This window comes from Pseudomonas sp. R11F (assembly GCF_050312575.1).
Taxonomy (GTDB): Bacteria; Pseudomonadota; Gammaproteobacteria; order Pseudomonadales; family Pseudomonadaceae; genus Aquipseudomonas; species Aquipseudomonas palleroniana.
Genome location: NZ_JBNPJU010000037.1, coordinates 110,891 through 132,248, shown reverse-complemented (window position 1 = coordinate 132,248; position 21,358 = coordinate 110,891). Strand labels below are relative to the sequence as shown.

The following is a 21,358-nucleotide window of genomic DNA, read 5'->3' as shown; positions in this document are numbered from 1 at the left end:
CAACCTACATTTCCTACAAAAAAGTCTCACGTACAGCCTCAGAGAAATTCCCGAAGCACAACGCGTTGGCGCCAGCGGTCGATCGTGGCACGATGGCAAGGTTATCGACCGAGACCCCAAACCATGCCGCAATCCCAAGCCAAGAATCTGTCCCTGATCGCCGCCATCGACCTGGGCTCCAACAGCTTTCACATGGTCGTGGCCAAGGCCCAGAACGGCGAAATCCGCATCCTTGAGCGGCTCGGCGAAAAAGTACAGCTGGCTGCCGGGATCGACGACGAGCGTCAACTCAATGAAGAATCCATGCAGCGCGGGCTCGACTGCCTCAAGCGCTTTGCCCAACTGATCAACGGAATGCCCCCGGGCTCCGTACGGATCGTGGGCACCAACGCATTGCGCGAAGCGCGTAACCGCAACGACTTCATCCATCGCGCCGAAGAAATCCTCGGGCACCCGGTAGAAGTCATCTCCGGCCGTGAAGAAGCCCGCCTGATCTACCTCGGCGTTTCCCACACCCTGGCCGACACTCCGGGCAAACGCCTGGTGGCGGACATCGGCGGCGGCAGTACCGAGTTCATCATCGGCCAGCGCTTCGAACCACTGCTGCGTGAAAGCCTGCAGATGGGTTGCGTCAGTTACACCCAGCGTTATTTCAAGGACGGCAAGATCACCCCGGCGCGCTACGCCCAGGCCTACACGGCGGCACGGTTGGAGATCATGAGCATCGAGCACGCCCTGCACCGCCTGACCTGGGATGAGGCCATCGGCTCGTCCGGCACCATCCGCGCCATCGGCCTGGCCTTGAAAGCCGGCGGCCATGGCACCGGCGAGGTCAACGCCGAAGGGCTGGCGTGGCTCAAGCGCAAATTGTTCAAGCTGGGCGATGCCGAGAAAATCGACTTCGATGGCATCAAGCCCGACCGTCGCACCATCTTCCCGGCCGGCCTTGCGATTCTCGAAGCGATCTTCGACGCCCTCGAACTGCAACGCATGGACCACTGCGATGGCGCCCTGCGCGAAGGCGTGCTCTATGACCTGTTGGGGCGCCATCACCATGAGGACGTGCGTGAGCGTACCCTCAGCTCGCTGATGGAGCGCTACCACGTCGACCTGGAACAAGCGATTCGCGTAGAGCGCAAGGCTTTGCATGCGTTCGACCAGGTGGCCGCGGATTGGGACCTGGAAGACGGCGTATGGCGCGAGTTGCTCGGCTGGGCCGCCAAGGTGCATGAAGTGGGTCTGGACATCGCCCACTATCATTACCACAAGCACGGCGCCTACCTGATCGAGCACTCCGACCTCGCAGGCTTCTCGCGGGAAGACCAGCAGATGCTCGCCCTCCTGGTGCGCGGCCACCGCCGCAATATTCCCAAGGACAAGTTTGCCGAATTCGGCGACGACGGCATCAAGCTGATACGCCTGTGTGCGCTGCTGCGCTTTGCGATCCTGTTCCACCACATCCGTGGCACCCAGGAAATGCCTCAAGTGACCCTGAGGGCCAACGGCGACAGCCTCGACGTGGTATTCCCCAAAGGCTGGCTGGATGAAAACCAGTTGACCCAGGCGGATTTCGCCCAGGAAGCGGAGTGGCTGACGCGGGTGGGGTTCAGCCTGAACGTGCGCTGACCCAAAGAACAAAACAAATTGTGGGAGGGGGCTTGCCCCCTCCCACACTTTTTAGTTCACGGTGAGAATCGGGCTACCCAACTTCTCCAGCAACGTCGCCTGCGCACTGCGCGGGTTCTGGTTGCCGGTTGGCGTGTTGCGCACGTAGCGGCCGTCCGATTGCAGGCTCCAACTATGCGTGTTGTCGGTGAGGTAGCTTTCCAGCTCCTTCTTGACCCGCATGATCAGCTTCTTGCCTTCCACCGGGAAGCATGTCTCTACACGCTTATCGAGGTTGCGCTCCATCCAGTCGGCGCTGGAGAGGAACATCTGCTCTTCGCCTCCGTTGAGGAAGTAGAAGACCCGCGTGTGCTCCAGGAAACGACCGATGATCGAGCGCACATGGATGTTATGCGACACCCCCACAATGCCTGGGCGCAGGCAGCACATGCCACGCACCACCAGGTCGATGCGCACACCGGACTGGCTGGCCTTGTAGAGCGCGCGGATGATTTTCGGATCGGTCAGCGAGTTGAACTTGGCGATGATGTGCGCCGGCTTGCCGTCGAGGGCGAACTGGGTCTCGCGGGCAATCATGTCGAGCATGCCCTTCTTGAGCGTAAACGGCGCATGCAGCAGCTTCTTCATGCGCAGGGTCTTGCCCATGCCGATCAACTGGCTGAACAACTTGCCAACGTCTTCACACAACGCATCGTCGGAGGTCAGCAGGCTGTAGTCGGTATAGAGCTTCGCGTTGCCGGCGTGGTAGTTACCGGTACCCAAGTGGGCATAACGGACGATCTCACCGGCTTCGCGGCGCAGGATCAGCATCATCTTGGCGTGGGTCTTGAAACCGACCACACCGTAGATCACCACCGCACCGGCCGCTTGCAGGCGGCTGGCCAGTTGCAGGTTGGACTCTTCGTCAAAGCGTGCACGCAGTTCGATCACCGCGGTGACTTCCTTGCCGTTACGCGCAGCGTCGACCAATGCATCCACGATTTCCGAGTTGGCGCCGGAACGGTACAGCGTCTGGCGCACAGCGAGCACATGCGGGTCCTTGGCAGCCTGGCGCAGCAGGTCGACCACCGGGGTGAAGGACTCGAACGGGTGCAGCAGCAGGATGTCCTGCTTGCTCACGACGTTGAAGATGTTCTCGCTGTTTTGCAGCAGCTTCGGGATCTGCGGGGTGAATGGCGTGTATTGCAGCTCCGGGTGGCTGTCCAGGCCGGTGATGCTGAACAGGCGCGTCAGGTTCACAGGGCCATTGACCTGATACAGCTCGGTCTCGCCCAGGTTGAACTGCTTGAGCAAATAGTCCGACAGGTGTTTCGGGCAGGTATCGGCCACTTCCAGGCGCACCGCATCGCCGTAGCGCCGCGAGAAAAGCTCACCGCGCAGGGCACGGGCCAAGTCTTCGACGTCTTCGGAATCCAGCGCCAGGTCGGCGTTACGGGTCAGGCGGAACTGGTAGCAGCCCTTGACCTTCATGCCCTGGAACAGGTCATCGGCGTGTGCATGGATCATCGACGACAGGAATACATAGTTGTCGCCAGCCCCACCGACCTCTTCCGGTACCTTGATGATCCGTGGCAGCAAGCGCGGCGCCGGGATAATCGCCAGGCCCGAGTCGCGACCGAAGGCGTCGATGCCTTCGAGTTCCACGATGAAGTTCAGGCTTTTGTTCACCAGCAACGGGAACGGGTGCGTCGGGTCGAGGCCAATCGGGGTGATGATCGGTGAAATCTCGTCGCGGAAGTAGCGGCGCACCCAGGTCTTGATCTTGGTGGTCCAGTGACGACGACGGATAAAACGGACCTGATGCTTCTCCAGTTCAGGCAACAGGATGTCATTGAGGATCGCGTACTGGCGATCCACTTGGCCGTGAACCAGCTCGCTGATGCGGGCCAGGGCCTGATGCGGCTGCAGGCCATCGGCACCGGCTTGCTCGCGGGCGAAAGTGATCTGTTTCTTGAGGCCGGCGACACGGATCTCGAAGAACTCGTCCAGGTTGCTGGAGAAGATCAGCAGGAACTTGAGCCGCTCCAGCAGCGGGTAGGACTCATCCAGCGCCTGCTCCAGCACGCGGATGTTGAATTGCAGTTGCGACAGCTCGCGGTGGATGTACAGGCTGCTGTCATCCAGGTTGGTCACGACGGGAACCGGGGCCGGCACAGGTGGCTCAGTCGCCACGGCAGGCGGTGCCGGCTCCAGCTCCGGCGGGGTCTCGGTGACTTGTTCAACCACCGGGTGAGCGTCTTTTACGGCAACTTCTGTAAGTCCTTCGGTATTCATCGAGTGTTCCTGTGAGGGCTATTGTTGCTCTCTAAGCAATTGGGCAGCGCGGGCGGCGAAGTAGGTCAGAATGCCATCGGCGCCGGCACGTTTAAAGGCTGTCAGGGATTCGAGGATCACCCCTTCACTCAACCAACCATTCTGGATCGCGGCCATGTGCATGGCGTATTCACCGCTGACCTGATAGACAAAGGTCGGCACCTTGAATTCCTCTTTGACCCGGTAAAGGATGTCCAGGTAAGGCATCCCTGGCTTGACCATGACCATGTCGGCGCCTTCGGCCAGGTCGGCCGCCACTTCGTGCAGGGCTTCATGGCTGTTGGCCGGGTCCATCTGGTACGAAGCCTTGTTGGCCTTGCCCAGGTTCAGCGCCGAACCCACCGCATCGCGGAATGGGCCGTAATAGGCACTGGCGTACTTGGCCGAATAGGCCATGATCCGCACATTGACGTGGCCGGCCAGTTCCAGGGCTTCGCGAATCGCCTGGATGCGGCCATCCATCATGTCCGAGGGCGCAACGACCTGGGCACCTGCCGCAGCGTGGGACAGTGCCTGTTTGACCAGCGCATCGACAGTGATGTCGTTCTGAACATAGCCGTCTTCGTCAAGAATGCCATCCTGCCCGTGGGTGGTGAACGGGTCCAGGGCCACGTCGGTGATCACCCCCAACTCCGGGAACCGTTCACGCAGGGCGCGGGTAGCGCGCTGGGCGATCCCGTCGGGGTTCCAGGCTTGCGCAGCATCCAGCGACTTGAGTTCAGGTGGGGTCACGGGGAACAGCGCCAACGCCGGGATCCCCAATTCAACCCAACCGGCCGCTTCTTCAAGCAGCAAATCAATGGTCAAGCGCTCCACACCCGGCATCGAGGCCACCGTTTCCCGGCGATTTTCCCCGTCCAGCACAAAGACCGGCAAGATCAGATCATTCGTAGTCAGTACATTTTCACGCACCAGACGGCGGGAAAAATCATCACGACGATTGCGACGCAGACGGGTGGCGGGAAACAGGCGATGGGCAGGGGTAAAGCTCACGACAGACTCCTGAGCCCGCGTTTACGGGCGAGCGTTGCAGTTATAAGCGGCCATTATGACGAAGGAATGACAGTTGTGCTTATCGATGCGACCTGTAGTCGCATTCGTCGTTTATGTAGGATTTGTTCACTTCGTGACACATCTCGATACTTTCATGAATGTTCGCGAAGGCGTAGGCTGCGCGTTCATTTCGCCAGCATCCCCAGACCATGCTTCAACAATTTCTGCATGACTTCGGCTACTTTGCGCTCTTCCTGGGCACCTTTTTCGAAGGCGAGACCATTCTGGTCCTCGCAGGCTTCCTGGCGTTCCGTGGCTACATGGATATCAACCTGGTGGTCGTCGTTGCCTTTTTCGGCAGCTACGCCGGTGACCAGCTTTGGTACTACATGGGCCGCAAACACGGTCGCAAGCTGCTGGCGCGCAAACCGCGCTGGCAATTGATGGGCGACAAGGCCCTGGAACATATCCGCAAACATCCGGATATCTGGGTGCTGAGTTTCCGCTTCGTCTACGGGTTACGCACGGTAATGCCCGTAGCGATTGGCCTTTCCGGCTACCCGCCATTGCGTTATCTGATCCTCAACGGTATTGGCGCCGCTGTGTGGGCGGTGGCCCTGGGCGCTGCGGCGTACCACTTCGGCGCAGTGTTGGAAGGCATGCTGGGCAGCATCAAGAAGTACGAGCTGTGGGTATTGGGCGCGTTGCTGGCACTGGGCTTCGGCCTGTGGCTGCGTCGTCGGATCAAAAACGCCCGCATCGCCCGCGAGGCCTGCGCCGAGGCCAAGGCCCGACTGGCAGCCGAGCCGGTCCCTGTCGCCCCCCCTAAGACACCAGTCGAGTAACCTGGCTTCTGCAGCAGTAGAGGCCAATCACGCTGAGCAGGCTGTAGCTCAACAGGCCCAGCCAGCCCAGATGGCTGGCCGGCCATAGCCCGACCAGCGGCGCCAGCCATACCAGCGGCACATTCAACACCAGCCGCAAGAGTTCGGCCTTCAGTGCCCACGGGCGATTCTCAAGGGCCACGCCCAAGGTAAACAGCCCCAGCGCCATGGCACTCCAGCCCAGTATCAACGCGGCCGTGGGCAACCCCTCGCCGAAATTCATCAGATAACTGCCAAACCCGACATACGCGGCAAATTGCAGGGCGATATAAACCTGCTGTCGCGTATCCAACGGCACCTCGAATTTGCGGAACTGGCTCAGGTCATGCCTGGCCATTGGATACTTGGCCTTTACATCCGCCGGGCGCCAGCCGGTGCGCATGAACCAGATGCGCAGCTTGTCCCACCAGCGCTCGGTGCGCCGCGCATCGTTCCACAGCTGTGCATAAAACTGCAGGTTGGCCCAGAGCGGGTTCCAACTGGCCAGGGGCGTGGTGACGCCAAAGATCACCGGCTCGTTATCGTCCTCTTCCTGGAACGAGCCGAACAGCCGGTCCCAAATAATGAACACGCCGCCGTAATTGCGATCCATGTAAAGCGCGTTCTGTGCATGGTGGGCGCGGTGATTGGAGGGCGTCACGAAGAACCACTCGAACCAGCCAAGCTTGGGCACATGACGGGTGTGCACCCAGAATTGGTACAGCAGGTTGAGCGACGCCACACTGATAAACACCACCAGCGGCACCCCGAGCACGGCCAGGGGCAGATAGAAGATCCAGCTCAACAGAAAGCCGGTGCTGGTCTGACGCAGTGCGGTGGTGAGGTTGTAGTCCTCGCTTTGATGATGCACCGAGTGCGCGGCCCACAGGATATTGCGCTCATGCCCCATGCGATGGAGCCAGTAGTAACAGAAGTCGTAGAACACGAAGGCGAACACCCAGGTCCACACGCTGTGGGCCGACAGTTCGATCAACGCCAGGTGCTTGAGAGCGAAGGCGTACGTCAACAGCCCCACGCCTTTGGTCAGGAGCCCCGTAGTGGTCGATAACACGCCGGTGCTGAGACTGTTGATGGCGTCCGCCACCCGATAGTTGCGTGCGCCACGCCAGCGGTCGGCGAGCAGCTCGATCACGATCAAGGCGATGAAAAACGGTACCGCGTAAGGCACGAAGTCCATGGGCTAGTCCGATGTATTTTTGTTACATCAAGGTTAGGTGTAGCGGCAGGAGATCCCATTGGCAACAGGTGACAAATTAGTAGACATTTAACGCCACGAAATAGGGAGAAGTACTCATGAGCAAAAAGATTGCAGTGATCCTTTCGGGCTGTGGCGTATACGACGGCGCAGAGATCCACGAAAGCGTGATCACCCTGCTGCGCCTCGATCAGCGTGGCGCCCAGGTTCAATGCTTTGCCCCGGATGTCGCGCAATTGCATGTGATCAACCACCTCACCGGCGCGGAAATGCCCGAGTCGCGCAATGTGCTGGTGGAGTCGGCGCGCATCGCCCGTGGTGAAGTGAAGGACATTCGCGAAGCGAGCGTCGACGACTTTGACGCGCTGATCGTGCCCGGCGGATTTGGCGCGGCAAAAAACCTGTCGAACTTTGCGGTGGAAGGAGCCGGTTGCAGCGTCAACCCGCAACTGCTGGCATTGGCGGAAGCTTTTGCAGAGGCCGGCAAACCCGTGGGGCTGATCTGCATCGCCCCTGCCCTGGCCGCAAAAATCTACGGCCCTGGCGTAACCTGCACCATCGGCAACTGTCCCGACACCGCAGCGGCCCTGGACAAGATGGGCGCCACCCACCAGGAATGCGCGGTGGAAGATATCGTTGAGGACAAGGCCCGCAAGCTGGTGAGCACGCCGGCCTATATGCTTGGCAAACGCATCGGCGAGGTCGCTTCAGGCATCAACAAGCTCGTGGATCGCGTCTTGGAACTGACCCACGAGAACGAACACCCCTTGTAGTGAGCGGGCTTGCCCCGCGCTGGGGGGCGTAGCCGCCCCAATAAGGACGCCGCAGATTTCCAGAAAGACCGAGGTGCCTGCATTTAGGGCGGCTTCGCCCCCCAGCGCGGGGCAAGCCCGCTCACTACAAGGTGACGGCTCGGCGTTTTTCGGCCAGGCGACTACGGCCATACAGCACCATAATCGCCAGAATCGCCACCGCCTGTGCACTCAGCGAATACGCATCGGCATGAATGCCCAGCCAGTCGAAGTCAAAAAACGCCACCGGCCGGGTGCCGAAGATACCGGCTTCCTGCAAAGCCTTCACACCGTGCCCGGCGAATACCACCGACAGTGCGCACAACAGCGCGGCGTTGATGCCGAAAAACAGCGCCAATGGCAGTTTCGCCGAGCCGCGCAAGATCACCCAGGCCAGGCCCACCAGCAGCACCAGCGCCGTGGCGCCACCGGCCAATACAGCGTTGTGCCCGGCCGGGCCGGCTTGCAGCCACAGGGTTTCGTAGAACAGGATCACTTCGAACAGCTCGCGATAGACCGAGAAGAACGCCAGCACGGCAAACCCAAACCGCCCACCGCCACCCACCAGGCTACTCTTGATGTAATCCTGCCAGGCTGCCGCGTGGCGGCGGTCATGCATCCACACGCCCAGCCACAACACCATCACACTGGCGAACAACGCGGTGCAGCCCTCAAGCAATTCGCGCTGGGCGCCGCTCACGTCAATCACATACGCCGCCAATGCCCAAGTGCCCAGCCCGGCCAACAGCGCCAGGCCCCAACCTACGTTGACACTGCGCACTGCCGATTGCTGGCCGGTGTTACGCAGGAAGGCGAGGATCGCCGCCAGTACCAGGATCGCCTCCAGGCCTTCACGCAACAGGATCAGCAGGCCCGAGATGTAACTCAGAGACCAGCTCAGGCCATCACCGCCCAACAGGCCGGCAGACTCGGTGAGTTTGCCCTTGGCCACATCCAGGCGCTGCTGCACCTGCTCGATCGGCAAACCATCCTGCAGAGACTGTCGATAGGCCATCAACGCCTTCTCGGTGTCCTTGCGTACGTTGGCGTCGACGTTATCCAGGGAGCTTTCCACCAGCTCGAAGCCCTCCAGGTAAGCCGCTACCGACAGGTCATACGCCTGCTCGTGGTCACCGTTGCGGAACGCGATGAGGCTCTTGTCCAGGGTGGCAGCGGTGTAGTCGAGCAACTGCGCCGGGCCACGCTTGACCTGCGGCGGTTGCGCGCGCTGGGCACGGAAGGTGGCGGCGACCGTCGGGCCGTCTGCAGCCAGCACTTCATTGGGGGTCTGACGAGCGAGGTCGGCAAGGTTGAACGCTTGCTCGTTTTTGGCGGCAGCCGGGTCGGCGGTGAAACCCGCGATGTAGGTGGCCAGGTCCCAGCGTTGACGGTCGTCCAATTGGTCGGCAAAGGACGGCATGTCAGTGCCCTCAACGCCCAGGCCGAGGGTGTTGTAGATCGCGTAGAGGCTCAGGCGGTCCAGGCGCGTGGCATCGCGCAGGTTGGCGGGTGGCGGGGTCATGCCGGTGCTGGCCGGGCCGTCACCGGCGCCGGCAGTGCCGTGGCACACCGAGCAATGCTGGGCATAAAGCGGTGCGCCGCGGGTCGGGTCGGGAGTGATGGCCGGTGCCTGGCTGACTTCATAAGCCACTGCTAGTTTTGCCCCCAATTGACGGGCTTGATGGGCAACAGCCACACCGTCTTCATGCGCGGTAACCGCCGCCAGCAATTCATCGACGCCTTTGATCAGCTCTGCACGCTCAGGCCGTTCCGGCAACTGCGCGACCAAACCTTGCAGTACCCCCAGGAACTCAACCTGTTCCTGGTATTCCGACTCGTCAACCACCTTGCCGGCTTCCACCGTCGGGGGGTAGTCAGCGCCAATATAGTCCAGCAAATGCAGGGCTTGTGGGGCGCCCTCGGCTGTCGCAGCCAGCAGATTGAAGCTGCACGACATCAGCGCCGGCAACAGCAGGCAGGCGAGAAAACGAAAGGGGGCAATCATGAATGAATCTCAAAGCTAAACACGAAGTAACACATTGTTGTGCTTTAGAGGGTTTGACTCAAGGCGTAAGTGAATTGATGTGTGCAGGCTAGGGCTTTTTGAAGCCAGATGGGAGGGAATTGCTCCCTCTCACCTTTCTAATGAATTTCGTCAGTTACGCGGTTGCGCGATGCAGGCTGGCCAGGAAACCCGCGGCCCCCACGAACAACCCGGCAAACGTACGATTCATGCGTTTTTGCTGCTTCGGCGTACGCAACAGGCGCAGGACTTTCGAGGCCAGCCCCGTGTAGCCCGCCATCACGATCATGTCGACACTGATCATCGTCGCGCCCAGGATCAGGTACTGGATCAGCAACGGCGCCTGCGGGTTCACGAACTGTGGCAGCACCGCCAGCATGAACACCAGCGCCTTGGGGTTGCTGGCGTTAACCAGGAACCCACGGAACATCATCGCCACCGGCCTGCCGATCGGGCGCCCCGCCGCATCATCGGTCATGTCCATGGGCAAGGCGCGCCATTGCTTGATCGCCAGGTACACCAGGTACGCCACACCAAACCATTTGATGGCGTAGAACGCTGTGGAAGACGCCGCCAGAATCGCGCCAAGGCCACCCGCGACCACGGCGATCTGCATCGCCAGGCCAATCTGCAGGCCCAGGGCGTTCCAGTAGCCGCGCAAAAAGCCATATTGCAGGCCACTGGACATCGAGGCGATGGCACCTGCGCCAGGCGAAAGGGAGATGATCCAACTGGCCAGGAAAAAGGCCAGCCATGTATCGAGAGCCATTACCCACCTCGTTGCAAATTCGTCGTAAGCGCTAAGCTAACTCCGACCACCGAAGCCTGGCTATCAATTTTTATACAGGCGTGTTCCAGCGTCGCACCGAGCGCTGGAAGAACAAGCTGTTGGGCACCTGCACCGTTGCGCAGTGAGTACCGGCTTCTTCCAACTCGACCAGCGTGGTGTAGAGCAGGTTGATCGCCACGACACGCCCCTTCACGCCTGGCTTGTCGAGGGTGTCTATCAGTTCGACGATGTCACCCAGACGGAAGGGCCCGACGGTAAAAATCAAAATCGCGCACAACAGATTGGACAGCACCGACCACATGGCAAAAAACGCCACGGCAGCGACCGCGACAAAACCCGACAGCGCCGTCCACAGCACCGTGGCGGAGACACCCAGGCGCTCCAACACGAAGATCAGCGCACTGCCCATGATCAGCCAGCGCAAACCACCGCGCAGGGGCATCAGCAGTTGCGGAGGGAATGGGTAGCGCTCACCCAGGCGGGTGAGCCCTTTGGCTACAAAGCGTTGCGCGAGGTAGCCGGCCAACAGGATCAGCAGGATTTGCACGCCAATCCACACCGGCTCGACCCACTGCGCCGGTAACGGCAATTGCAGCGCCTCCATCAGGACAGCGCCTCCAACTCCGCTTGCAAGGTTTCCAGCAGTTCGAGAGCCTCCATCCAGGCTTCCTCCAACTGCCCTTCACGCACCTTGAGCTTGGCCTGTTCGGCCAGCAGGTCACGCAGTTCGTCCTTGCGTGCGGCTTCGTACACGGCGCTGTCGCCCAGGCTGGCCTCGATCTTGGCCAGACGCTCGTGCACCTTGCCCAGTTCAGCTTCCAGCTTGTCGGCTTCACGCTTGTGCGGCGCCAACTGTTGGCGCAGCGCGGCGGCAGCCTGGCGCTGGGCCTTCTTGTCAGTCTTGTCCGGGTTGATCGGCGTGTTGCTGACCGGTGCGTTGCGCAGGCGGTAGTCCGTCAGCCAGCGTGCGTAGTCATCCAGGTCGCCGTCGAACTCTTCAACTTCGCCGTCAGCCACCAGCAGGAAGTTGTCGGTCGTGCTCTTGAGCAAGTGGCGGTCGTGAGACACCACCAATACCGCGCCACTGAACTCCTGCAGGGCCATGGTCAGCGCCAGGCGCATTTCGAGGTCCAGGTGGTTGGTGGGTTCGTCGAGCAGCAACAGGTTGGGCCGATCCCAGGCAATCAACGCCAGGGCCAGGCGGGCTTTTTCGCCGCCGGAGAAGTTCAGCACCGGCTCGTCGATGCGCGCACCGCGGAAGTCGAAACCACCCAGGAAGTCGCGCAAGGTCTGCTCGCGCTCGGTTGGCGCCAGGCGTTGCAGGTGCAGCAAAGGGCTGGCCTTGGCGTCGAGCGAATCCAGTTGATGCTGGGCGAAGTAACCCACCACGGTGTTCTCGCCACGGGTCAAACGACCCGCCAAGGGCGACAGCTCCCCGGACAGGTTCTTGATCAGCGTCGACTTGCCCGCACCGTTGGGACCGAGCAAACCAATGCGCGCACCGGGCGTGAGCTGCAGCTTGACCTTCTCCAGGATGGTTTTGTCGCCATAACCCAGGCGAGCATCCGAGAGGTCCAGCAGCGGGCTCGAGATCTTGGCCGACTCGCGGAACACGAAATCGAACGGCGAATCGACGTGGGCCGCCGACAGCTCTTCCATGCGCTCCAGGGCTTTGATTCGGCTCTGGGCCTGGCGAGCCTTGGTGGCCTGGGCCTTGAACCTTGCGATATAGCTTTCCATGTGCGCACGCTGCGCCTGCTGCTTCTCGTAGGCCTGTTGCTGCTGGGCCAGACGCTCGGCACGCGCACGCTCGAACGCGGTGTAGCCGCCACGATAGAGGGTGATTTTCTTCTGCTCGACATGGGCGATGTTATCGACCACGGCGTCGAGGAAATCCCGGTCGTGGGAAATCAGCAACAAGGTGCCCTGATAGCTCTTGAGGAAGTCTTCCAGCCACAGAATCGCATCGAGGTCCAAGTGGTTGGTCGGCTCATCGAGCAGCAACAGATCCGAGGGGCACATCAGCGCCTGGGCCAGGTTCAGGCGCATGCGCCAGCCACCGGAGAAGTCGGCGACCGGACGGTCCATCTGTTCGTTGGTAAAACCGAGGCCGGCGAGCATCTTGCGAGCGCGGGCGTCGGCGGTGTAGCCGTCGGCGCTGTCGAGTTCCGAGTGCAGGCGGGCCTGGGCAGCGCCGTCCTGGGCTTTCTCGGCCTCGGCCAGGTCGTTTTGCACCTGGCGCAGACGCAGGTCGCCATCGAGCACGTACTCGATCGCGATGCGGTCCAGCGTGTCGATCTCCTGGCGCATATGGGCGATACGCCAGTCTGCCGGCAGCAGGCAGTCCCCGGAATCCGGGGTCAGCTCACCCAGCAACAAGGCGAACAACGTGGATTTTCCGGCGCCGTTGGCGCCGATCAGGCCGGCTTTGTGACCGGCGTGCAGGGTCAGCTCGGCGTCTTCGAGAAGACGTTGCGGGCCACGCTGTAATGTTAGGCTTTGAAGTCGGATCATAATGGCGGCGGAGTCTACCAGCTTCGTTGGCCGCTGGCTTGGGTGTGAATATGTGTGCTGACCTGTGGAGCTTTGCCCTCTCGACTTACGCCCGCCCGGGCGTCGAGGCCGCTTGCCTGCGCCTGCAGGAGCGGGGAGCGAATGTGTGCCTGTTGCTCTGCGGAGCATGGCTGGAACAGCGCGGCGTGGCGGTGCGCACCGAACGAATTCAGGCCCTGAAACACATCGCCGAACCTTGGCAGACGCAGGTGGTTGAGCCGTTGCGGCAGGTGCGTGTGCAATGGCGTGCGTTATCGCAGCAGGATGAGTCGTTGGCGTCGTTACGCGAGCGGGTCAAAGCCCTGGAGCTGGAGGCGGAACGCGAGTTGCTGGTGCGACTGGAAGCTGTGTCACAAGAGTGGCCGACAGAGGCGCAGGCAAATCACCAGCCGTGGCTGGAAAGACTGGCGGCTGAAGCTGCCGCCAACCTTGACCACGACGCGCAGCGGCTGCGCGCCGTGATCACCAACACTTAGGAAGCGCTGGTTGGAGTGGTGCTGGGTGCTGCCGGTGCAGGGGTGCTGCTGGTCGGAGCAGATGGTGCGGTAGACGCTACCGGAGCAGCGGCAGGTACTGCTGGCTTGGCCGGGGCTGGTTTAGCGGCAGCAGGTTTGGCTACTGGCTTGGCCGCTGGTTTTGCAACAGCAGGTTTGGCAGCTGGCTTGGCGACTGGTTTCGCAGTAGCAGGTTTGGCAGCCGGTTTCGCAGCGGCGGTTTTAGCAGCTGGCTTGGCGGCTGGTTTCGCTGCAACGGTCTTAGCAGCTGGCTTGGCGGCTGGTTTTGCAGCAGCGGTTTTGGCAGCTGGCTTGGCGGCTGGTTTTGCAGCAGCGGTTTTAGCAGCTGGCTTGGCGGCTGGTTTTGCAGCAGCGGTTTTAGCAACTGGCTTGGCGGCTGGTTTTGCAGCAGCGGTTTTGGCAGCTGGCTTGGCGGCTGGTTTCGCAGCAGCGGTTTTAGCAGCTGGCTTGGCGGCTGGTTTTGCAGCAGCGGTTTTAGCAGCTGGCTTGGCGGCTGGTTTCGCAGCAGTGGTTTTAGCAGCTGGCTTGGCGGCTGGTTTCGCAGCAGCGGTTTTAGCAGCAGGCTTGGCGGCTGGTTTCGCAGCAGCGGTTTTGGCAGCTGGCTTGGCGGCTGGTTTTGCAGCAGCAGTTTTGGCAGTTGGCTTGGCGGCTGGTTTTGCAGCAGCAGTTTTGGCAGCTGGCTTGGCGGCTGGTTTCGCAGCAGCGGTTTTAGCAACTGGCTTGGCTACCGCTTTTGCAGGGGTACGAGAGCCCAGTACTTTAGCGACGGCTTCCTTCACACGCCCCACGCCCTGTGCCAACTTCAGGCTTTCCTGAGCATCTTTTTTGAGTTGGGAAATGTAGGTGCGGGTTTCAGCTTGGCGATCCTTGAGGGCGTCGAGCAAGTCCTCAAGTTCTTTGACAGCGTCTTTAGCTTTGGCTTGAGCCTTGGCCTTGCCGGCAGTAGCGGCGTCTTGCAGTTTGGTGCGGGATTTGTGCAGTTTCTCTTGCGCTTTACCGCGTTGTTTTTCCAGTTTGGCGAGCAGCTTTTCTGCATCGGCCAAGGCTTGGGAACACGCGCTTTCAAGATGTTCGAGCAAGCTGCCCGAAAGTTGTTGGAGCAAGTGCAACGGGGTATTTACAGGCTTCTGTTTGGCCGACATGGTTTACCTCCTGGCTGACGTGGGTGCGGCTCATACTAGCCCTCTGCTCTTACCGCCGCTAGGGCATGTTGACAGTATCATTTGCCTCGCGTTGCAACGTGAGAAAATTCTTATCGATATAACGAAAAACCACGGCACTTTTTACCGACTCACACTGGCATAATCCGTCGCACTTTCGCCGGGAGAATGCCCATGTCGCGTTACCTTTTTCTAGTGCTTGGCTTGGGGATTTGCGTGGCCAACGCGAACGAGCAATCCGCCTCCAAAACCACCGCGCCCGACCCGCACGACCTCGCATACAGCCTGGGTGCGAGCCTCGGCGAACGACTGCGCCAGGAAGTCCCGGACCTGCAGATCCAGGCGCTCGTCGACGGCCTCAAGCAAGCTTATCAAGGCAAGCCGCTGGCGCTGGATAACACGCGTATCGAACAGATCCTCGCCCAGCATGAGGCACAGAGCGAAGCCGACGCCCAAGCTCCGCAGAGCGAAAAAGCCCTCGCCGCCGAACAGCAATTCCTGGCCCAGGAAAAATCAGCCAAGGGCGTGCGCGAATTGGCGGATGGCATCCTGCTCACCGAGTTGATGCCAGGCACGGGCAACAAGCCGTCAGCGTCTGATGAGGTGCAGGTGAAATATGTAGGGCGGTTGCCCGACGGGACGGTTTTCGATCAGAGCACGCAACCGCAGTGGTTCCGCCTGGACAGCGTGATCAGCGGCTGGCGTTCAGCGTTACAACAGATGCCGGTAGGCGCGAAATGGCGTCTGGTCATTCCATCTGCACAGGCCTATGGCGCAGACGGCGCGGGCGAGTTGATACCGCCGTATACACCGTTGGTATTCGAGATCGAACTGCTCGGTACGCGCCACTGACCCAATAAAAAACGGTGCGTCATGCGCACCGTTTTTTGTACGGCGATCAAGGGTCAAGCCTGAGTAACAGGTTCTTCCTTGTGAGCGTTGTGCAGCACTTCGATCAAGCAGTCTTCCAGCTCGAAACGCTCATGCAACAGCGCGCCCAGTTCTTTGAATTTTTCCGCAACACATTGCCCTGCATCGCACAGGTCAGTGAACGCCAGCAGTTTCTCAGTGATGGCATCGATCCGCGGGTAGATCGTCTCGGCCAGTTCCAGCCCACGCTGATCGTCAAAGGCTTGCGCCTCCTCGGTCAGTTGCTCGTAGACACCAAAATGGCCAGCAGACACATAGTCCACCAACACACCACAGAAGTCCTGCAACGGTTCGCGGTTCTCAGCCAGAGCTTCGGGCTTGGCACCGAGAGCATCAAAGGCCCGAACCAGTTCGTGACGTGCCTTCAGCCAGCTATCGATCAGCTTGTGCACCCCACCCCAGCGTTCCTGAGCATTCTGACAACTTTCCAGCATGATGATCTCTCTTCCCTATAGGGGCGCTGCTGCCTTGTGCCCGCGCAACACTCAAGGATAAAGCAGCAGCCGGACAAGGCCGCGTCCGATAAACAGATTTGATAACGCGTGCGGGCCAGATTATGCCCGCATGACTATGGCTTCAAGGTACGCAGGAGAGAAAGTTCATACAAGTGTTTAATCCCATCCTACAACTTGAACCTCATATTCATGGCAGTGCAATGCGCAAACGTTGGCTGAACAACAGCCGCGAAAACTGCATGATTCCCAAAATAAGCATCGCTAAAAAGAACAACAGACTCCATTCGGGCAGGCTCAGGTCGAACAGCGTCCAGTTGATCTCGACGCAGTCGACGGTGCCGTTGAAGACCGACCGTACCGCCTGCCAAAAGGAAAGGTTTTCAATCATGTACTGGAGGCTCGGCCAACAATCTTGAATCTGGTCCGATGCCGCGTTCTGCAGTAATACCTGACGCACTGCGGTGATGGCGCCGAAGCATGCGCACGCCATGCTCGCCAGCCCGTACAGGTAGAGGCCCGGCCGCGCTGGGTTATGAAGGGCCGCGATCAGGTTGATCAGCGAATAGGCAGCGAGAAACAGCCGCTGTACCTGGCACAGGAAGCAAGGCTGTAACAGCGCGCCGTATTCCAGGTAGAAAGACGCGCCCAACGTCAGCCCACCAACCATGAACGCCAGGAAAAACATAGAGCGTAAGGGGGCCAAAGACATTGTTTATCCGTACCACGAAAGATAGGTCGCTACGGTAGAGGAAAGGCCCGACCCCTTTCAATACGCGCTAGAGCAGACAATTCCGCGAAACCGTAGAGACATCCCGCCAGAATCGGGAGGAAACTCCGCAATTGCACGTAGGAATTGAAGAGCAGGACATTTACAACAAGGGTTTGTGCAAAGTTCAGGGCTGGCTGTCAGATAGCTCCGCACCAACCCTTCCCCCTTTTCGACCTCAAACCCGCGCGGGCACGGGTAATGGAGCGGCCAACAGACGGTTGTCGAGCAACCCCAGGCCCTCCTGGAACAGCTGGTTGCTGCGCTCGGTATCACCCAATTGGGCCAGCAGGCGGGCCAGCTCGGCGCAAGCCTCTGGGTTGCGCTGCACCTGCAGGCTGCTTTCCAGGTAATCCCGCGCTTTGCCCCACAAACTATTTTGCAGGCATAGACGACCCAACGTCAGAAGCAGGCTGGCATCACCCGAATGATCCTTGAGCCAGCTTTCGGCAAACTTGAGCTGACGGGCCGGGTCGCTGCCGCGCAACAACCCATAAAGCCGCATGAGATGACTGTCGTAGCCGCGCTTGATCGCACCGCGCAGCACTTCTTCGGCCTTGGCATCAGCGCCCAGTCGACGCAGTTGGTCGGCGTAAGCCAACACCAGTTGCGGCTCCTGGCGCTGGGCGGAAGTCAGTTGCTCCCAGGCCCGTTCAAGCGACTGCAAGCCGGCTTCGCCATGCTCTTCACGCTGGGCCGCCACGCCCAGGTTTTCACCCCAGGCGCGACGCTCCAATTCAGCCAGCTCGCTGGCAGGAAGCACCTTGTCCTTGCGCAGCTCCGGTAACAAGCGAATGACCGACGCCCAATCACCTCGCTGCTGATGCAGGCGCTGCAACTGGCGCAATACCTGAGCGTTATGCGGGTGGCGCTCGTGCATGGCCTGCAGAGTGACCAGGGCGCCGTCGGTATCGCCACGGTCCATCTGCAATTGCGCATGGCTCAAGGCAATGGCCAGTTCCGCCTGGGGCTGGCGCTCCAAAGCGCGTTCCAACAAACCGTCGGACTCTTCGTAACGCCCCTGCTCATTGGCCGCACGTGCTGCGCCAAGGTAATACAGCAAGGGTTGACGCTCCGCCTCGGCGGCGCGATGCAGATGGCGCTCGGCGCTGGCCCAGCGGCCCTCGGCAAGGTCCATCTGGCCCTGCTCGATCGCAATCTGTACCCGACGACTGCGATTGCGCCGCGACCATGGGTTGACCACCCCCCCGGAGGTGGTGATCAGGCTCAATAAAACGCGGGCCAGGTAGATCGCCAGGCCAATGGCACACACCGCCACCAACGTAGCCCACAAGCTCGACTCGTAATGCAGCACATGGGGATAGGTAATCAGCACGTAGCCGGTGTGTTTCGAAATGCCCACTGCCAATGCCAGAGCGATTGCAATCGCCAGCACCAGGACCACATAGAAACGTTTCATCGGCTCTACTCCTGGGTCGCCGGCGTGCCCGCCGATGCTTTGGCTTCATCGGCAGACAGGTGACGACGCTCAAGATACGCCTGCACCGCCGCAAGACTTGCCGCCAGGTCCGGCGTCACCACCGAAACGGCCTTGGGCTCCAGTTCGGCGATACGCGCCAGCATCGCTTTGCTCTGCGGGTTGTCCTGGTTGAAGTTGTCCTGCAGCACGCTGCGCGCCTCAGCCAGGGAGCGGCTGTACACCGCCGCCTCACCGTTGAGCGCCGCCCATTGGGCTTGCTCCAGAGCCAGGCTCAGGGCCAGGCGTACCTGGTTCAAGCCCTGGCCGGCCAGCAGTGGGCGAATGTTATCGTCGGGGTTGAAGTCGATGCGGAAGTAGCGGGAAATCTGCTCCCACCATTCGCTCAAGCGGTTGTCTGTATCGGTGGTCGGACGCCCTTGGGAGGCAGGCTCGGTGAGCTGGTATTCAGGTGCGACAGCCGCCAGTTGCACAATCTGGTCACGCAGCGCGGCCAATTGCAAGTACAGCCCGGTGCGATCCGGCTGCTCGGTGCTACGCAGCGCGGCAAGGCTCTTGGCCAACTGCTCGCGGGCGGCGAAGGAGCCGGGATCGCTCTGTTCGCGAATAATTTCGTCGGCGCCCTGGACCAGCGACTGAGCGCTGTTGATGTCCTGCAGGGCGGACAAACGCAAACTGGCCAGACGAATCAGGTGCTCGGCCTCGGCCAGACGCCAATCCTTGCGGCTGGCGCCCAGCACCGTTTCCAGGCGCTGGCTCAAACGTTGCTGGTCGCCCTGCAACTGGGCCACCAGGCGGCGGCGCTCCTCCAGCTCGTCAGCACTGGGCAACTGCGCCAGCCGCGCCGTCAGCTGTTGCTGGCTCTGCTTGAAGGATTGGGATTGGTCGTCGAGGCTTTGCACTTGGCTCAACTGCTGCTGGTTACTGGCCTGCAGGCTGCGCACCTGCCAGATTCCCCAGCCGCCGGCGGCAACACCTGCGGCGCCCAGCAGCAGGGCGAGGATCGCCAGGCCATTGCCACGGCGTGGTTCGGTGACCGGTGCAACCGGCGCATCGAGCGCGGGCTGAGCTTCATCTTTAGGCAAGGCTGTTTCGCTCACGTATCCGTCCTTTGCGTATCAGAGAGTGGGAACGGGATAGCTCCGTAACGCCACTAACAAAGCCGCGGCACTCGCACCGCGACAATCCACAACTTTTTCTGCGCCCGCAGCCCGCGCCATCTCAAAGACTCGCGGGCTGGGCACGAACAATGGCAGCCGTGCCACCTGTGGCCAGTCCGGCCCGGCCAGGGCTTGCAGGTGCAGCAAACCCTGCCCACTGCTGACCACCACGCCGTTCAAGCGTTCCAACTGGATGCGTTGCATCAGCACCCCAGTGTCATAAGCCGGCAAGAAACGGCGATACAACTCCAGATAGTCGACACTAGCACCTTGTTCGCGCAAACGCTCAGCCAGCAGCTCTCGGCCGCCCTCACCCCGCAGGATCAATACACGGGCGCCTGGGCCTGCGATAGCCTCACGCAGGGTCGGCAATGCAAGCAAGGCCTCGCTGTCGTCGCCGGTTTGCGGATATTGAACGTTGAGGCCGTGATCGGCCAGCACCTGTGCGGTGGCCGCGCCGACACTGAACCAGGGCAGTTGCGGCCAGACTCGATCCAACTGCTGCAAGGCCAGGCGTGCGGCAGGCTTGCTCACCACAATCACCGCACAATAGCGGCCCAGGCCACTAAACACAGCTTGTTGCTCAGCCGTGACCGGCAAAGCTTCGATATCCAGCAAGGGCAGGCTGCTGCTGAAAATGCCGGCCTCGGACAATGACGCCGCCAGCGCCATCGACTCTTCGGCTGGCCGCGTCAGCAGCACACGCCACTGGGTCACTGCGGACCCGCCTCACCGTAGACCTTTTGCAGAATGGCGCCGGCACCCTTGGCCAACAGTTCCTCAGCCACCTGGATGCCCAAGGCTGTGGCGTCACGCTGTGGCCCACGCACTTGAGCGGTGAGCAACGTGCCGCCGTCCGGGTCGCCTACCAAGCCACGCAGCCAAAGGTTTTCACCTTCAAGCACGGCATAACAGGCAATCGGCACCTGGCACCCCCCGTTAAGGTGCTTGTTCAGGGCGCGCTCGGCGGTGACACGGACTTCAGTATCCGGATGATCAAGGGGCTTGAGCAGGGCGTGAATTTCACTGTCGGCGGTACGGCATTCGATGCCCACGGCGCCCTGCCCGCCTGCGGGCAAGCTGTCTTCGACGCTGATCGGCGAAGTGATGCGGTCTTCGAAGCCCAGGCGGATCAAACCGGCGGACGCGAGAATGATCGCGTCGTACTCTCCGGCGTCCAGCTTGGCCAGGCGGGTATTGACATTGCCACGCAGGAAGCGGATCTGCAGGTCCGGGCGACGGGTGAGCAACTGCGCCTGGCGACGCAGGCTGGAGGTGCCGACGATACTGCCCAACGGTAGTTCGTCCAGAGACTTGTGGGTATTGGAAACAAACGCATCACGCGGGTCTTCGCGTTCGCAGATGCAATACAGGCCCAGGCCTTCGGGGAAGTCCATGGGCACGTCTTTCATCGAGTGCACGGCGATATCGGCTTCGTTTTCCAGCAGTGCGGTTTCCAGCTCCTTGACGAACAAACCCTTGCCGCCGATCTTCGACAGGGGCGAATCCAGCAGTTTGTCGCCGCGACTGACCATGGGCACCAGGGTCACCTTGAGACCCGGATGGGCCTGTTCAAGACGTGCTTTGACGTATTCGGCCTGCCACAAGGCCAAGGCGCTTTTACGGGTGGCGATGCGGATTTCGCGAGAGGACATGGATCAATCCGTACTGAATAGATACGGCAGATAATAACAGCTCAGGCAGACACGCTTTGATTTGAATCAGCAAGTGCGGGGCCTCCCTGGCCGCATCGCACCGGGATCGGG

18 protein-coding genes and 1 pseudogene are annotated in these 21,358 nt (G+C 60.9%); 5 read left to right on the top strand and 14 right to left on the bottom strand.

Going from position 1 to position 21,358, the window contains the following annotated elements; all coding sequences use genetic code 11:
• The first annotated feature begins 123 nt into the window (after positions 1-123).
• Positions 124-1,626, top strand: a complete 1,503-nt coding sequence (ppx, locus tag ACQRBV_RS10300) for an exopolyphosphatase (RefSeq protein WP_090368040.1) — start codon at positions 124-126, stop codon at positions 1,624-1,626.
• A gap of 51 nt (positions 1,627-1,677) precedes the next feature.
• Here ppx and ppk1 read toward each other — a convergent pair whose 3' ends face one another.
• Together ppk1 and hemB are read right to left on the bottom strand one after the other, a co-directional pair.
• Positions 1,678-3,900 carry a polyphosphate kinase 1 gene (ppk1, locus tag ACQRBV_RS10295; RefSeq protein WP_060753591.1) on the bottom strand — a complete coding sequence of 741 codons (2,223 nt, stop codon included), beginning with the start codon at positions 3,898-3,900 and terminating at the stop codon, positions 1,678-1,680.
• Positions 3,901-3,918: 18 nt separating this feature from the next.
• Positions 3,919-4,932 (bottom strand): porphobilinogen synthase, encoded by a 1,014-nt coding sequence (gene hemB, locus ACQRBV_RS10290; protein WP_060753592.1) that lies wholly within the window; start codon positions 4,930-4,932, stop codon positions 3,919-3,921.
• Positions 4,933-5,141: 209 nt separating this feature from the next.
• On the opposite strand from hemB, the gene ACQRBV_RS10285 reads away from it, so the two are divergent.
• The gene (locus ACQRBV_RS10285; RefSeq protein WP_104994993.1) at positions 5,142-5,777 is read left to right on the top strand and encodes a DedA family protein; all 636 of its coding nucleotides are present in this window, start codon (positions 5,142-5,144) and stop codon (positions 5,775-5,777) included.
• Here the strand turns inward: ACQRBV_RS10285 and ACQRBV_RS10280 are convergent.
• Positions 5,758-6,993, bottom strand: a complete 1,236-nt coding sequence (locus ACQRBV_RS10280) for a sterol desaturase family protein (RefSeq protein WP_244384875.1) — start codon at positions 6,991-6,993, stop codon at positions 5,758-5,760. The genes ACQRBV_RS10285 and ACQRBV_RS10280 overlap by 20 nt on opposite strands.
• Positions 6,994-7,109: 116 nt before the next feature.
• Between ACQRBV_RS10280 and elbB the strand changes: the two genes are divergently transcribed.
• Positions 7,110-7,784, top strand: a complete 675-nt coding sequence (gene elbB, locus ACQRBV_RS10275) for an isoprenoid biosynthesis glyoxalase ElbB (RefSeq protein WP_198762578.1) — start codon at positions 7,110-7,112, stop codon at positions 7,782-7,784.
• A 124-nt stretch (positions 7,785-7,908) separates the two neighbouring features.
• On the opposite strand, the gene ACQRBV_RS10270 is transcribed toward elbB, so the two are convergent.
• The 4 genes from ACQRBV_RS10270 to ACQRBV_RS10255 form a co-directional block, all read right to left on the bottom strand.
• Positions 7,909-9,807 (bottom strand): FTR1 family protein, encoded by a 1,899-nt coding sequence (locus ACQRBV_RS10270; RefSeq protein ID WP_411984930.1) that lies wholly within the window; start codon positions 9,805-9,807, stop codon positions 7,909-7,911.
• A 154-nt stretch (positions 9,808-9,961) separates the two neighbouring features.
• The gene (locus ACQRBV_RS10265; protein WP_104994996.1) at positions 9,962-10,594 is read right to left on the bottom strand and encodes a LysE family transporter; all 633 of its coding nucleotides are present in this window, start codon (positions 10,592-10,594) and stop codon (positions 9,962-9,964) included.
• A gap of 70 nt (positions 10,595-10,664) precedes the next feature.
• A complete protein-coding gene (locus tag ACQRBV_RS10260) occupies positions 10,665-11,219 on the bottom strand; it encodes a mechanosensitive ion channel family protein (RefSeq protein WP_060753598.1) in 555 nt (184 codons plus the stop codon).
• Positions 11,219-13,129, bottom strand: a complete 1,911-nt coding sequence (locus tag ACQRBV_RS10255) for an ATP-binding cassette domain-containing protein (RefSeq protein WP_411984929.1) — start codon at positions 13,127-13,129, stop codon at positions 11,219-11,221. The genes ACQRBV_RS10260 and ACQRBV_RS10255 overlap by 1 nt, the downstream gene beginning before the upstream one ends.
• A gap of 50 nt (positions 13,130-13,179) precedes the next feature.
• On the opposite strand from ACQRBV_RS10255, the gene ACQRBV_RS10250 reads away from it, so the two are divergent.
• Positions 13,180-13,644, top strand: a complete 465-nt coding sequence (locus ACQRBV_RS10250) for a TIGR02444 family protein (RefSeq protein WP_411984928.1) — start codon at positions 13,180-13,182, stop codon at positions 13,642-13,644.
• A gap of 176 nt (positions 13,645-13,820) precedes the next feature.
• Here ACQRBV_RS10250 and ACQRBV_RS10245 read toward each other — a convergent pair.
• Positions 13,821-14,825: pseudogene (locus ACQRBV_RS10245) on the bottom strand (AlgP family protein); the annotation flags it as partial.
• Positions 14,826-15,017: 192 nt separating this feature from the next.
• On the opposite strand from ACQRBV_RS10245, the gene ACQRBV_RS10240 reads away from it, so the two are divergent.
• Entirely contained in the window at positions 15,018-15,695 is a 678-nt protein-coding gene (locus ACQRBV_RS10240) for an FKBP-type peptidyl-prolyl cis-trans isomerase (RefSeq protein WP_060753602.1), read from the top strand.
• Positions 15,696-15,748: 53 nt separating this feature from the next.
• Here ACQRBV_RS10240 and ACQRBV_RS10235 read toward each other — a convergent pair whose 3' ends face one another.
• From ACQRBV_RS10235 to hemC, 6 genes are all read right to left on the bottom strand, one after another.
• On the bottom strand, positions 15,749-16,207 hold the full coding sequence (locus ACQRBV_RS10235; RefSeq protein ID WP_060753603.1) for an Rsd/AlgQ family anti-sigma factor: 459 nt from the start codon (positions 16,205-16,207) through the stop codon (positions 15,749-15,751).
• Positions 16,208-16,415: 208 nt separating this feature from the next.
• Positions 16,416-16,937: a disulfide bond formation protein B gene (locus tag ACQRBV_RS10230; RefSeq protein ID WP_090368020.1), complete on the bottom strand. Its 522-nt coding sequence runs from the start codon at positions 16,935-16,937 to the stop codon at positions 16,416-16,418.
• A gap of 235 nt (positions 16,938-17,172) precedes the next feature.
• Positions 17,173-18,414 (bottom strand): heme biosynthesis protein HemY, encoded by a 1,242-nt coding sequence (locus ACQRBV_RS10225; RefSeq protein ID WP_090368018.1) that lies wholly within the window; start codon positions 18,412-18,414, stop codon positions 17,173-17,175.
• Positions 18,415-18,419: 5 nt separating this feature from the next.
• Positions 18,420-19,532: a uroporphyrinogen-III C-methyltransferase gene (locus tag ACQRBV_RS10220; protein ID WP_090368016.1), complete on the bottom strand. Its 1,113-nt coding sequence runs from the start codon at positions 19,530-19,532 to the stop codon at positions 18,420-18,422.
• 18 nt (positions 19,533-19,550) lie between these two features.
• Positions 19,551-20,309 carry a uroporphyrinogen-III synthase gene (locus ACQRBV_RS10215; RefSeq protein ID WP_411984926.1) on the bottom strand — a complete coding sequence of 253 codons (759 nt, stop codon included), beginning with the start codon at positions 20,307-20,309 and terminating at the stop codon, positions 19,551-19,553.
• Positions 20,306-21,247: a hydroxymethylbilane synthase gene (gene hemC / locus ACQRBV_RS10210; protein WP_244701079.1), complete on the bottom strand. Its 942-nt coding sequence runs from the start codon at positions 21,245-21,247 to the stop codon at positions 20,306-20,308. Before hemC ends, ACQRBV_RS10215 begins: the two co-directional genes overlap by 4 nt.
• Between the last annotated feature and the right edge of the window lie 111 nt (positions 21,248-21,358).

Coding starts and splice junctions, on each gene's coding strand:
- ppx (WP_090368040.1), top strand. CDS start 124: ATGCCGCAATCCCAAGCCAAGAATCTGTCCCTGATCGCCGCCATCGAC.
- ppk1 (WP_060753591.1), bottom strand. CDS start 3,900: ATGAATACCGAAGGACTTACAGAAGTTGCCGTAAAAGACGCTCACCCG.
- ACQRBV_RS10285 (WP_104994993.1), top strand. CDS start 5,142: ATGCTTCAACAATTTCTGCATGACTTCGGCTACTTTGCGCTCTTCCTG.
- ACQRBV_RS10280 (WP_244384875.1), bottom strand. CDS start 6,993: ATGGACTTCGTGCCTTACGCGGTACCGTTTTTCATCGCCTTGATCGTG.
- elbB (WP_198762578.1), top strand. CDS start 7,110: ATGAGCAAAAAGATTGCAGTGATCCTTTCGGGCTGTGGCGTATACGAC.
- ACQRBV_RS10270 (WP_411984930.1), bottom strand. CDS start 9,807: ATGATTGCCCCCTTTCGTTTTCTCGCCTGCCTGCTGTTGCCGGCGCTG.
- ACQRBV_RS10265 (WP_104994996.1), bottom strand. CDS start 10,594: ATGGCTCTCGATACATGGCTGGCCTTTTTCCTGGCCAGTTGGATCATC.
- ACQRBV_RS10260 (WP_060753598.1), bottom strand. CDS start 11,219: ATGGAGGCGCTGCAATTGCCGTTACCGGCGCAGTGGGTCGAGCCGGTG.
- ACQRBV_RS10255 (WP_411984929.1), bottom strand. CDS start 13,129: ATGATCCGACTTCAAAGCCTAACATTACAGCGTGGCCCGCAACGTCTT.
- ACQRBV_RS10250 (WP_411984928.1), top strand. CDS start 13,180: ATGTGTGCTGACCTGTGGAGCTTTGCCCTCTCGACTTACGCCCGCCCG.
- ACQRBV_RS10240 (WP_060753602.1), top strand. CDS start 15,018: ATGTCGCGTTACCTTTTTCTAGTGCTTGGCTTGGGGATTTGCGTGGCC.
- ACQRBV_RS10235 (WP_060753603.1), bottom strand. CDS start 16,207: ATGCTGGAAAGTTGTCAGAATGCTCAGGAACGCTGGGGTGGGGTGCAC.
- ACQRBV_RS10230 (WP_090368020.1), bottom strand. CDS start 16,937: ATGTCTTTGGCCCCCTTACGCTCTATGTTTTTCCTGGCGTTCATGGTT.
- ACQRBV_RS10225 (WP_090368018.1), bottom strand. CDS start 18,414: ATGAAACGTTTCTATGTGGTCCTGGTGCTGGCGATTGCAATCGCTCTG.
- hemC (WP_244701079.1), bottom strand. CDS start 21,247: ATGTCCTCTCGCGAAATCCGCATCGCCACCCGTAAAAGCGCCTTGGCC.